Origin of the sequence: Bacillus sp. CCNWLW194 (genome assembly GCF_037120585.1) — a bacterium.
Lineage (GTDB): Bacteria > Bacillota > Bacilli > Bacillales > Bacillaceae_G > Bacillus_A > Bacillus_A basilensis.
The window spans coordinates 217,314-229,388 of record NZ_JBBBBL010000004.1 but is presented as its reverse complement, the minus strand read 5'-3'; the positions used below and the strand labels follow the sequence as shown (position 1 = coordinate 229,388).

The following is a 12,075-nucleotide window of genomic DNA, read 5'->3' as shown; positions in this document are numbered from 1 at the left end:
TTTTCACCAAACTTTATTTTATTTTTCCTCTAAAGAAATGCACAATTCATCTTCATTCATTTGATATGTAATAGAAAAATGATTATTCATTTCAAGATATTGTTGTATTGCATTGAGATTTTGTATCCGACCTCTATAATCAAAAAAGAAAGAATTTTTTTCAAGTATCTGGATTGTAATGCATATGTGATTCTCCATACACATATCAATTGAGTTATTTAATATAAAAAATAGTTCTTTTGTCCAATAAAGCAATTTTTCATCTAAATATGAAACATCTTTATTTTCACCAAGAACTTCAAATGATAACTTACATGGATTGCTACACCAATTATAAGTGAGAATAAACTCGGAAAATTGGGGCATCTTTAAATCCATAAGATGTGACTCATGATTCGCTTCTGCTACAAACTCACGAATTAAACCATCTATTCGATGCATATCTCCCATGGATAAATGTATTTTAATCAATTGTAATCGGTTAAGCCAATCATGTCTGGAATGACGAAGTGCATCAAGAACCGTACTGTTTTTAGACATAAAAGAACCACCTTTTTATATAGAAAAACTCTAATCTCAACAAAGATTAGAGTTTCCTTTTATAAGAGTTATATTATGCTTCTTGAGAAACAGGATATACGCTTACTTGTTTACGGTCACGTCCAAGGCGTTCGAAACGTACAACACCGTCTGTTTTAGCGAATAAAGTATCATCTCCACCACGACCAACGTTAACTCCTGGATAAATCTTAGTTCCACGTTGACGGTAAAGAATAGAACCACCTGTTACAAGTTGACCATCTGCACGTTTTGCACCAAGGCGTTTTGATTGAGAATCACGACCATTCTTTGTACTACCTACACCTTTCTTAGATGCGAAAAACTGAAGTTCTAACTTTAACATAGTTACACCTCCTATTTTATTGTATGAATTTTTACGAATTTGCTGTATTCAGATTGGACAGTTTCCAACGAAACGACCATTCCTAATAACAAGACTTGTGCATTACGGTAAGCATCTCCTGATAAACTTGGTAAAGAATATTGAAGGAATCCATCATTCATAGTTGTATGATGGTCGGCATGAACGCCACAAATCCTTTCAATGGCATTTACCGTTCCTATTACAACCGTGGATACTCCCGCACATACAATATCTTTTCCATGTTCAGCAAATTCAGCATGTCCTTTTACACTAAAAGACACAATATTTGAATCTTTTTTATTTATCACTATTTTTATCATTTTAAAATTTAAGCGTTGATTTTTTCAATTACAAGCTTCGTATAAGATTGACGATGACCTTGCTTTTTACGGTTGTTCTTCTTCGCTTTGTATTTAAAAACGATGATTTTCTTTGAACGACCTTGCTTTTCAACTTTAGCTGTTACTGAAGCGCCTTCAATTACAGGGCTTCCTACTTTAACAGCATCACCGCCAACGAATAAAACTTTATCAAAAGTAACAGTTTCTCCTGCTTCTATGTCCAACTTCTCAACATAGATAGTTTGACCTGCTTCAACTTTTAATTGTTTTCCGCCTGTTTCAATAATAGCGTACATACCTGCACCTCCTCATTTTACTAAGACTCGCCATAACAAGGTAGATAATAATTTATCATTTAGAAACCTTTCATGTGCGGTTGTAGTATATAGCTAATAGGTGCTATAAACTATAACAACGAGTATCTTATCACTTATTCTTTTTCAATGTCAACAGTTAATTAAAAATAAAAAGCCCTTATTTAGAAGGGCTTCAGTTTGTATCTGATTAATAATCAATATCGCATATAAGACAAGTGGTGTACTTCCACAAAACTGCATAGGTAATGCTAATGACTATTTGCAACGATTTTCTATATGTAGTTTATATATGAATGTGTTTATACTTTCTTCAATTCTTTCTTTAAATACATGAGGTACAAATCCGCAATGGGGAACATAAGTAACAAGGACCATTTCAGTGCCGTAACTGTATCACCTTGATTTTGGTTCAACTGTCCCAAAATAGCCCATTCATATATCCACCACCCTACAGATAAACAAGTCAATGCACCGATGTAAGATAACAGAAACCCGATAATGTACAAAGGAATTACATACTCGTCATGGATATAACCTTTTAATCCAATCATTATCTTGAATCTAAGAATAATTCCTTTTATTAGTAAGTAGAACATCTTCACTTTGATTCATCGCCCTTTCGTTCGTCCATCCAACTTTATTTAAGTTATGAAGCTAACTTTAGCCCTTTATGCATTTTCAACTTATGTACGATATCTATGAAAGCAAATCGGTGTTCTTCTTCCAGAAAATCTAAATTGTTGTTTTTATAGTGAAAGAGCATGTACTGTGCCAACAACACATAAAAATCATCCTCGTATTTTACAATGAAGGGTTCCAACCTCTCTTCTTTTAAAAACCACGGCATAAGCCTTATATAACACTCTTGAATAAAATGTAGGGCATATTCGGGATGCCTCTTCTCTCTATTTTCAAGAACTGACCATTCCAAAGAAACAAAGCCATAGAATTCTAATAAAACTTTATTTATTTGAGGTTCAAGGAATCTAAACTTCATTGTGTTTGATAAAACAGGTTCTATCAGCTCAACTTCCTCTAATTTTTTCTTTTCAAAAAACTTATCAATCATCATCTCACCCGCTTTTTTCATTAACTATAGTCAATAATAACATACCCAAACAAAAAAAGCATGTCTTTATAAACATACTTTTTATCAAGATATTTAATTTAAAATGGTGAAATCTAAATCTAAAATCATTTTTTTGATTAGTAGTTTATACTCTTCTTTATTACTTGATTTATCATATAAATATTTAATGATTGAAGGCAGAAAGCCTTCTCCCAAAAGTAAAAAATAATTAATTCTCATAATAACCAGATACTTATCATATAATTCTTTCGAATATTTATGATTCATCATACCTGAAGTGTAAGTCTGATACTTATATTTTAAGGTTTCTGGCATCTTGCCAAGAATAAGGAATTTCATCCAATTGCATCTTCTCAATACGTCTAATTCCGAAATTAATTGTTCATCATCCCAACCTAAAATATCCTGTATTTCTTTATAATAAAAAGTAATGTCCCATCTATGAACCCTATTTTCAACTATTGTAGTATTAAAAAAAATTGCATATACAAGCTCTCTTGTTCTGGGGTTGAATTGATTCAGTATTCCACCAAATTTATCTATTCCTGAAATTAATTGCTCTGTATAATACCCTAATGAATTCATCGGAAGAGAATTTGTAAATCCTTGATAATTCTCCCCTCTTTTAAATTTAACTTCACGAGAATAATCTTCAATTATCAATTCTTCATTTATAAACTGAAGAATTTCTTCTTGTCTCTCTATAGACAACGATTCAATAATGGGTTGAATATCATAAATATCAATTACTTGTAACTGAAAAGAATCATAATTAGGAAAAGGCTCGTATTTCTTCTTTTCGCCAATGATGAATACATTTAATACATTATACTCTTTATCTAAATTGTGCCTTTTGAATTTCTCCACACAATCCAATATTTTCGTTCTTGTATTTGTTGAAGTGATTTGATAACTAACTCCTGCTTTCAAGTCTCCTAAATCAATTGCAGGTGCATTTAAAACCTTATAATTTAAGTTTATTAGTTCCAGACCATAAATTAAATTAAGTAGCCCACAAAAGAATGATTCTGCTCTTACATTTTCTGTAACAGTATTCCATTTTGTGTCAAATTTGATTTCGATAGGAATTATAGAAAGTTTCTTTTTGATTTCATCTGCAATTTCTGTTCTTTTAAATATAGGCACGTTTTAATCACTCCGTTTACTCGTTTGTTTTTTCATTTTATCATAATCGAATGACTGTTTATAAAAAAAAGGAGACTCAGTGAGTTTCCTTAATTTAATACTTTAAAATTCAAATCTAATATTAGTTTTTCCATGTATTCATCGAAGCGTTTTTTATTTTTGCTTTTGCTTTTTAAAAAGTCATACATCATACTAAACCATTCGTTTCCATCTTTACTATATGAAAGACATACCAAATCTCTGGTATAGTATTCTATATCTGTTATTCCATAAATTTCATCCTCCGTGTCCATCATAAAGTTAACATCTATCCAACCTTCTCTTTTTAATATGTTTAATTCTTTTATAAGAGTATCTTCACTCCATTTTAGTTTCTTTGAGATTTCATAAAAACTAAAAGAAACCCCCATACCATCGACGATAACTGATTTCATTAGAATGACATAAATAAGTGTTCTCGTAGTGATATCAAATTCACTTAACTCTTCAGCTAACTGATTGATTATTTTCTTAGCTGTTTTCCTATATTCACTTATAAAATACTCTTTTAAAAATTTTGAATATGTACTCTTTTTCAATATTACTGTTTGATACGCATCATCTATATCTGGCAATGGGTTATGGAGCTTTACGTAAGTCCATATATCTATTTGTTTTTCCAATGGTAAATCATCTATTTCTTCTCTAATTCCAGGGATATCAATTATTTCAAGTTTAGAATTGCATGGAGGCAATTTACGATATTTCTTCTTTGTACCAATGATAAAAATATTTAATGTATCATAGTCCTTATCCCATTCATACTTTTCAAATTTTTTTATTGATTCATCAATTTTTTTTCTTTCATTTGTTGAAGTAACTTGATAGCACACTTTTGTTTTTTTATCTCCCAAATCAATGCCTGGAGTGTTTTTTCGTTGCTTATTCAAATTCTTTAGTTTATATCCATAAATTAAATTAAATAAACCTTCGAAATACTTTTCAGCTTTTATATTATTATCTGTGAAGTTCAAACGATTATCAGTTTTGATTTTTGCTTCGATAAAATTTAATCGTAAAGCAATTGCTGATGAAAAATCGTTAAATAAAACATCCTCTTGAGAAATTGGCTCCATTTTATTTCATCCTTTCAAAAATACAAAGAGCATACAGAATAATCCTGCATACTCCCTATTTTATTAATAATTTATATTCCCCATTCTATACTTAGCAGATTCGAATGTCTCAAAACAAATTGGATATACTAATTCTTTTACATCTACTATTACTTCTTTTTCTATTATCTCATCCTTATCTAAAACCTGTAAAATAAATGTTTTTTCTTCCTCATTCCAATTTACATATTTACAAACTTTCTTTTCTCCATCTACTTCCCTAATGAGAAATGGCTTCTCTTTTAAAGAGAACTTAGCTTTATTCATTTTAAAGAAGTCCCAATCAAATTCTCCATCTTTAATCCGACCAAATTTTGCGTTCTCATTATCTCTCATGTAGTACCCTTCCGCAGTTCCACCTAACGCACCTTTTTCATACCCATAACACTGACAATTTGTAGCAAAGTCACAGGTAGATGATAAGTCGCAAGAACCACAGCAACGGTTATCTTGAAAGACTGGACATTGATTTTCTTCTAAAGGGATTCGAAACGCCTCTCTTCTTCTTTCGTTACGTCTTCCCAAGCTTGTACACTCGAATACTTCTCTTTTCCGTAAACCATGCTTTTCATCATGCTTATCCACAATTCTTCTCAACATATTAATTAATACACTCATTTTCATTTCCTCCTAAAATCAATTCAAATAAATACCTGTTTTTTTATCTTCCAGACATTATATGCAATAAGCATTAAATCTAAAAGTTTGTAGGTATGAATAATAGAATGCAAATAGAGAAAAACAACTATATTGATAAAAACAAAGAAAAAAGGAGTGTTTTATATGGAAAAGATTATTTCCACAACAATCTCTTTGCTCTGTAGTTTATATACTTAATATGCACTAACAAGGAATATAGAAGATATACATCATCCTTCAGAAAAAGTTTATATCATTAAAGGTAGTGTATCTATTGTTAGCACATTATTTGCGTGGTTAACATTAAACAAGCAATTCATTCTATTTATAATCGTGTAAAAGAGGTGACACTATGATATTTAATATCTTTATTTTTGTTTTAGTAGTAACCATTATGTTTTATGGAGTTTTTCTTTTCATTATCGCAACTCCATGTTTAGGGTCTTTTAATAGACCTCTTATGATGAAGTCTCTAATCATAATGGTTTTTTCGTTATCATTTGGAATTATCTATATGTTTTTCATGAGTGGATTAATAACATAGACTTAATACAAGAGCAGGTATTCACCTGTTCTTTTTTACTATCTACAATTGTCAGACATTTTTTGAGAAAATTAAGTTTTTCGAATATTTAATTTACTAAAAACTGGTTTGTTGATATGATTTAATTACAACATTTGGGAAGAGGGGATTTTTATGAACACTAAGTTTTTGACCCAAGAAGCTTTGGCTAAACTCTTAGATGAATGGTATAGAGAGATAAAGAAACAAAATGTCGATATGGCCACGAAATTACGAGAAGAAGTAGTTGGATATGTCAAAAATAATAAGTTGAGTGAAACATCTCAATTCCATTATCACTTAATCTCATTTCGCCATCAGGTTCTAACGGATGGAATTCATATCGGGCAAGACTCATTTGATAAAATCAATGAGTTTCCAGTTCCTTCAGATAACGTATTATCCTACTATTATCACCTATTCAAGGCGATTTACTGCACTTTCTTATTGAACATAAAAGAAGCTCATTATCATTTTGATGAAGCATCTTACCTCTTAGAGAGTATTTCGGATGAATTAGAAAAGGCAGAGTTCTATTATCGAACTGCTGTATTGTATCACCATAATAACCAATCTATGTTGGCAATTAAAAATACATTAAAGGCGAAAGAAATTTATGAACAATATCCAGGGAACGAATTGAATATAGCATCCTGCGAAAATGCATTTGCCTCTACATGTGTTTTGTTGCAACAATTTGAACAAGCTGAAGAGAGCTACAATACCGCTATTACTCTATTGCAAAAAGCAAATAAAGATGATTTAGTTCTACGTATTCGAAATAACTTAGGTTGGCTTTATGCGAGTCAAAACCTATCTGAATTGGCAATACGTCACTTATCTGAAGTATCAGAGAACATACCGAATCATTTTAAAGCTATTTTTCTACAAGCCAGAGAGTATTACAAATTAAATGAACTGACAACAGCAGAGACATTTATTGAAAAAGGTTCTTCTATCTGTCAACAGTTAGGAAATGAAGAATATAAATGGCATTTTTCTATTTTAAAAGCATTAACAAGTGGAGCTTCTATTGAAGAAACCGATGAAGTGGTGTCGTTAGGACTTACTTATTTCGAAAAAGAAAGTCTATGGGAATATGTAAATGAATATAGTGAAATGTTAGCAGTGAAATACTACAGTGTAGAAAATCATCAAAAAGCTTCTCATTATTTCTTTAAAGCACATGAAGCGAAAAAAGAATTGGATAAAAAAGGAGCGTTACAATGATGAAAAAAATCAAAATTGCCCTATTAGGTTTTGTATCTGTAGCAGTATTATCAATTGGATTAAATTCTGGAACCGAAACACAAAAAGCATCCCCTGTTACCGAGAACGCAACTCATGTCATTTACTACTCACACGCTGATGTTTGGTAAGTTATGTTCCTGACATACAAAAAGGAGATAGATTCGTTTCTACCTCCTTTTTCCTATTTAACCTTAAAAATTCTATAGCAATAGATTTCATCAATAAAATCTTCATCATATAAATACTCGGCAGTCGGTGTTTGTGTACCGATGTATTTCCCCCACTTACACCATCTCCAACCACCCCATGGAGACTGGTTCACCTTCCTTACTCTTGTCAAAGCAACTACATATTTCTCTTTTGACGTTTCTAATTCAGGAATATACTCTAAAATTTGTTGAGGATTATCGCAAACACCATTGCAACTAACATAACGTTCTTCTGTGTCTACAATTGGTTCATACTTATCAATAATCTGAACACCACAAATTTCTAATAAGAAATGAAAATTAAATTCAAATCCTGATTTCGCTAAATACATCCCTTTACCCATTCTCATTTTATTTCTACGCTTTTTTAACGCCTTTAAATCTACTAACATTAGGATTCACAACCTTCTTTATTAGTTTCAATGTTTTTATTTTTTTGCTCTTCTAATTCTTGTAGTAATTTTTGAATTCCTTCAATTGATTCGAGCTTTTCACTCTTTAAATCTTTTACAGTTTCATATTCCTTAAATACCATCGAATGTAATTCTTCCATAGATAACATAGATTTCGAAAGTCCTTTTCGTTTAAGAAATTTCCAAAGAAGTTCTTGTAATAGATAACTCTCCACTGTTTGCATATTCAATGTGCGTAAATTGTAATATTCATCCTCTAATAGTTCATTTTTATTTGGAGCATTTTCGATTTTCAAGAGAGGTCTGTAGATATTCACCGCATGATTTAAATAATTCCTTTCAATATCTGATAAGGAATCATAACGATTCACCATTTCCAATAGAACATCTTTTCTTTTCATTCCAACTTCATCCCTTCTGCTTGATTCAGGAAGTCTAATCCCTTTTGGTATCGCTTCTGTAGGCTTACATGCTCTTCAGTGATAACAGGAATGCGAGATGAATCCATATTATGTAAAACATCTTCTTTCTTCACCTTACGACCAAGTTTATCTTTTGAAGAGCGTTTAATGAATTCCATATAGGTTTCATCATGTCTACGAGTAACAGAATCAATACCCTGAATGATTCTTTCTGGGAACCCTTCTGAACGGAAAAATTCATCTGTTAGTCCTGCATCCTCTTTTGTATCATGTAAAACCCCTACTATCTTCTCATCAATCGTTTCTAACTGATTCATCACATGCAGAGGGTGTAGAATGTATGAATTTCCACCTTTATCTGTCTGTCCTTCATGAGCCTCAAATGCGATTTGAATGGCTTTTTGTAATAGAGGATATCCTTCAGCTTTTTTTATTTCTTCTTTCACTATTTGCACAATCTCTTTAGTCATACTAAACCGCTCCTTTAGCAAACAATCCATATATATTTATAATTCTTTCGAAATCCCATATTTCTCAACAAACTTATAGAAGTTACTATCAGGTTGAATATTTAACGCTAATTTAGCAAATCCATCTGCTAATTCATTAAAATCATCACCAGTATGTGCATCTACTTTACAGAACGTCACCTCAATATCAGGGTTTTCAGCAAAGAATTTCTGCATCCATTGATAATAAGTCTCCGAAAATTTATTATCTCTTTTCCAATATCCAGTAGCGTGGAGAGCAACACCTTCATAATCAAAGAAAATGACCAACTTTTTAGGCTTTTTCTTTTTCGCTACTAAAAGAGCTTTCATCGTACCAAGTAATTCTCCACCTATTTGTTGCATAGTAACTGCATCTTTATTACTTCCCACTCCATTATCAACATGAACGACTGTTTTTCCATCTTCTACACAAATCAATCCATATGAGTAATTCTCGATTTCTTTACTGAAACTTCCGTCAACATAACAATGAAGAGCATCTTTTGGATAAGACTCCTCACTTTTATGTATGTATGGGGCATCTTTTTGCAGGAACGCTTCAGCTTCTTCTCTTGTAGGGAAGCCTTTGTATTCAGAAGCAATACCATGCGATTTTTTATTCACACCTTGAACCAACGATGCTGTTTCATTCCATGAAGTTAAAATAACATCCGTAACAACTTCATTCTTTTGTTTGTCAAATCCCTTTTTGACTGCGTAAAATTTGTTTTTAGCCATGTAATATCTCTCCCTATAAAATATTAAATCGTTCTTTGTATATAAAAGTGTTTGAAACGCTGTATTTTAAATAACCTTTTATTAAATCATACATTTTACATAAACTATAGTCAACATAAAAAGTGTATAAAAATTATACACCTTTTACAATTCAACTTATCTCGTTCTTCCATATTGATAGCCTTCAAATACAACTAACTGAATCTCAATCCTAATTTAGATATGATGTCAATTTCATCAAAGACTGCTAATTCATTGTTTTTCCATGAATACGACTGTATGAACCAGGATAACGTTTGTTTCACCATATTGAGGTAGAATAACAAATCAACATGTAAATCGTGATTAGTTTTACCTTCTATAGAGTCTTGATAAGACACCCTATCCGAATTTGGCTTAAGGTTAACATTACCTAACCAAAATGCAATTTGTTTGAATCGGTCTTGTAAATCCTTAGGCTTCTTATAAACCACAGCCATATATAATCTTTTCTTTTCTTCTCTTTCATCTAAACAGTAAATGCTTTCTTCTCCTTCGATTATTTTAGATTTTAATAAAGAAGGACGATTTGCATCGCTTGAGAAAGTATTTGATTTTGTTATCGAAAAACATTCCTGTATAATGTCATTTATTTCTTCCCTATACTCGCTTGTAAATGGTGCATAAGCAAAGCGTTCATGAGTTAGATAGTCTAATGCTAACAGAAGCGTTTCTATAACGATTAATAGTTGTTCTTCCATCGCTCCTTTTTCTTTTAATTTCGGTAGCATCTCTATTAATTCTTGCGTATACATATATATAAGATGTCGTTCATGAAAGCTTTCAGGAGATAATAAGTCTACTTCGTCATGTAAGTAAGGCAACCATTCTTTTTCAATTGCTAATTTTACCTCATCCCCATCTTTAGCGTAATGATGCAGAGATAGTAGTTTCGTTCCATTTTTGAATTCTTCAGCTATGATATTCTTGATTTCTGTTGTCATAATTGCACCTATCCTTTTTCATATGTAAATTAACTACACCTTTTGTATAAACCTTCTCTATTTTAGCAAAGTTGTATCTGCTTCATAACTAATTACATTATTCAATTTATATAAAACAATAAAAAGAGTAGCTATCTGTATAAAACAGCTACTCTTCTGATTTTATTTTAGTTCTTTATAATCTACTGGTAGTTCTGATGGAAGGTTTTTATCCTTGAAAAGATTACGATTCACTTTAGAACTATTAGAATTGTAATCTTTCACAATACTTTGATATTGCATAAGATATCCATCTATGTTTTGTTGTAAGAAAGAATGTTTTGAACGAATATCTTTTGTCCATGTGTTTGGCTCACCATATAGAGATTCTATATCTTTTAAACTCTTCTCAGCGTTTTTAATGTTTTGAACCATCGCTTTCGCTCCATTATACCCATCTTTAAACTGTTCATAGTTTGTAAGTGCATTATCAGTATTAAGCGTTTTGTCAATAACTCCCGTTGTCGTGTCTACCACTTTATTCGCTACATGTGCGGGGAAAAAGATAACTTTCACTGCTACGCCCACAAACGATAAAGCAAAGAGGGTCAGAATAATTTTAAATGTAGTTTTCATTATTGATTCTCCCCTTGTTCTTTTGGATTTGAAACTTGAACCTTTTCGTTATTTTTCGAAAGTTCCTCCATTTGTTTATTCGCTACTTCCATCTGTTTTTTATATTGAGTTGTGTTTTGTTGTTCAGACTCATCAACTTGTGTAGAAATAGTGCCATACCCTTCTTCAATCTTATAAGGAACAGGACTAACAAAATAATCCCCTCTATGCTGATGAATAAGACCCGCAGGGTCAAACCAAAAAACATACGTTTCACTTGAGCCATATGTACCCATTTCATCTGGTGCCTCCACAAGTGTACCTATCCCTGAACTATACGCTTGCGATGTAGTAAGTCTTTTATTTCCACTGGTTACTTTCCCCTTTACAGGAAAACGACCAATTACACGACCTGCACTCATAGGATAAATCCATTGAAGAGTATTGGGGTCATTTGACACCAATATACGTTGACGAATATTTTCACGTTCCAAACTCTTAGTAATATTAGGTGTTTTTGTTTCCCCCATTAAATGTTTTGCATTTGCAACTTTCGCTTGTTGCTGTCTGCTCATTTCATCATCTTCTACACAACCTGTTAACATAACTGTTGCAATTGCCATTGGTATTGCAAATTTAAGCGCCTTCTTCATTTTTCTTTTTTCTCCTCTCATGTCCTTCATTACCAATCCGAAATTTCAAGTTTTACAATTAAATCATATATTTATTCATTGACTATTGTCAATGAAATTATTTTATAAAATAAAAAAGAACGCAAGGATATTAACCATACGTTCTTT

The 12,075-nt window shown here is 31.6% G+C and carries 18 protein-coding genes and 1 other annotated feature; of the genes, 2 read left to right on the top strand and 16 right to left on the bottom strand.

Annotated elements, in window-relative coordinates; genetic code table 11:
- Nucleotides 1–18 precede the first annotated feature (18 nt).
- The 9 genes from V7S50_RS10710 to V7S50_RS10670 all read right to left on the bottom strand — a co-directional run bounded on the left by V7S50_RS10710 (nt 19) and on the right by V7S50_RS10670 (nt 5,591).
- Nucleotides 19–540: a Spo0B C-terminal domain-containing protein gene (locus V7S50_RS10710; protein ID WP_336376040.1), complete on the bottom strand. Its 522-nt coding sequence runs from the start codon at nt 538–540 to the stop codon at nt 19–21.
- A gap of 73 nt (nt 541–613) precedes the next feature.
- Complete coding sequence (rpmA, locus tag V7S50_RS10705) at nt 614–904, bottom strand: 50S ribosomal protein L27 (protein WP_000915492.1); 291 nt, start codon at nt 902–904, stop codon at nt 614–616.
- 11 nt (nt 905–915) lie between these two features.
- Complete coding sequence (locus tag V7S50_RS10700) at nt 916–1,245, bottom strand: ribosomal-processing cysteine protease Prp (RefSeq protein WP_255805096.1); 330 nt, start codon at nt 1,243–1,245, stop codon at nt 916–918.
- 8 nt (nt 1,246–1,253) lie between these two features.
- A complete protein-coding gene (gene rplU, locus V7S50_RS10695; RefSeq protein WP_086877273.1) occupies nt 1,254–1,562 on the bottom strand; it encodes a 50S ribosomal protein L21 in 309 nt (102 codons plus the stop codon).
- Nucleotides 1,563–1,575: 13 nt separating this feature from the next.
- Nucleotides 1,576–1,654 (bottom strand) — a sequence feature (ribosomal protein L21 leader region).
- A gap of 228 nt (nt 1,655–1,882) precedes the next feature.
- Nucleotides 1,883–2,134, bottom strand: coding sequence for a hypothetical protein (locus V7S50_RS10690; protein ID WP_336376041.1), 252 nt, complete (start codon nt 2,132–2,134; stop codon nt 1,883–1,885).
- Between the two features lie 95 nt (nt 2,135–2,229).
- Nucleotides 2,230–2,652: a hypothetical protein gene (locus V7S50_RS10685; protein WP_336376042.1), complete on the bottom strand. Its 423-nt coding sequence runs from the start codon at nt 2,650–2,652 to the stop codon at nt 2,230–2,232.
- Nucleotides 2,653–2,745: 93 nt separating this feature from the next.
- Nucleotides 2,746–3,819 (bottom strand): SMEK domain-containing protein, encoded by a 1,074-nt coding sequence (locus V7S50_RS10680; protein ID WP_336376043.1) that lies wholly within the window; start codon nt 3,817–3,819, stop codon nt 2,746–2,748.
- Between the two features lie 89 nt (nt 3,820–3,908).
- Complete coding sequence (locus tag V7S50_RS10675) at nt 3,909–4,934, bottom strand: SMEK domain-containing protein (RefSeq protein ID WP_336376044.1); 1,026 nt, start codon at nt 4,932–4,934, stop codon at nt 3,909–3,911.
- A gap of 63 nt (nt 4,935–4,997) precedes the next feature.
- Nucleotides 4,998–5,591, bottom strand: coding sequence for a hypothetical protein (locus V7S50_RS10670; RefSeq protein WP_336376045.1), 594 nt, complete (start codon nt 5,589–5,591; stop codon nt 4,998–5,000).
- A gap of 718 nt (nt 5,592–6,309) precedes the next feature.
- On the opposite strand from V7S50_RS10670, the gene V7S50_RS10665 reads away from it, so the two are divergent.
- Both V7S50_RS10665 and V7S50_RS10660 read left to right on the top strand, forming a co-directional pair.
- A complete protein-coding gene (locus V7S50_RS10665; protein ID WP_336376046.1) occupies nt 6,310–7,404 on the top strand; it encodes a tetratricopeptide repeat protein in 1,095 nt (364 codons plus the stop codon).
- The gene (locus tag V7S50_RS10660) at nt 7,401–7,553 is read left to right on the top strand and encodes a Phr family secreted Rap phosphatase inhibitor (RefSeq protein ID WP_242306280.1); all 153 of its coding nucleotides are present in this window, start codon (nt 7,401–7,403) and stop codon (nt 7,551–7,553) included. The genes V7S50_RS10665 and V7S50_RS10660 overlap by 4 nt, the downstream gene beginning before the upstream one ends.
- Before the next feature lie 53 nt (nt 7,554–7,606).
- Here V7S50_RS10660 and V7S50_RS10655 read toward each other — a convergent pair whose 3' ends face one another.
- The 7 genes from V7S50_RS10655 to V7S50_RS10625 all read right to left on the bottom strand — a co-directional run bounded on the left by V7S50_RS10655 (nt 7,607) and on the right by V7S50_RS10625 (nt 11,928).
- A complete protein-coding gene (locus V7S50_RS10655) occupies nt 7,607–8,026 on the bottom strand; it encodes a hypothetical protein (RefSeq protein ID WP_336376047.1) in 420 nt (139 codons plus the stop codon).
- Nucleotides 8,026–8,448, bottom strand: a complete 423-nt coding sequence (locus tag V7S50_RS10650; protein WP_277517735.1) for a hypothetical protein — start codon at nt 8,446–8,448, stop codon at nt 8,026–8,028. The genes V7S50_RS10655 and V7S50_RS10650 overlap by 1 nt, the downstream gene beginning before the upstream one ends.
- Complete coding sequence (locus V7S50_RS10645; protein WP_336376048.1) at nt 8,445–8,939, bottom strand: hypothetical protein; 495 nt, start codon at nt 8,937–8,939, stop codon at nt 8,445–8,447. The genes V7S50_RS10650 and V7S50_RS10645 overlap by 4 nt, the downstream gene beginning before the upstream one ends.
- A 36-nt stretch (nt 8,940–8,975) precedes the next feature.
- On the bottom strand, nt 8,976–9,698 hold the full coding sequence (locus V7S50_RS10640) for a ribonuclease H family protein (RefSeq protein WP_336376049.1): 723 nt from the start codon (nt 9,696–9,698) through the stop codon (nt 8,976–8,978).
- 194 nt (nt 9,699–9,892) lie between these two features.
- Nucleotides 9,893–10,681, bottom strand: coding sequence for a hypothetical protein (locus V7S50_RS10635; protein ID WP_333728391.1), 789 nt, complete (start codon nt 10,679–10,681; stop codon nt 9,893–9,895).
- Between the two features lie 162 nt (nt 10,682–10,843).
- Entirely contained in the window at nt 10,844–11,296 is a 453-nt protein-coding gene (locus V7S50_RS10630; protein ID WP_336376050.1) for a hypothetical protein, read from the bottom strand.
- Nucleotides 11,296–11,928, bottom strand: a complete 633-nt coding sequence (locus V7S50_RS10625) for a hypothetical protein (RefSeq protein ID WP_336376051.1) — start codon at nt 11,926–11,928, stop codon at nt 11,296–11,298. Before V7S50_RS10625 ends, V7S50_RS10630 begins: the two co-directional genes overlap by 1 nt.
- Between the last annotated feature and the right edge of the window lie 147 nt (nt 11,929–12,075).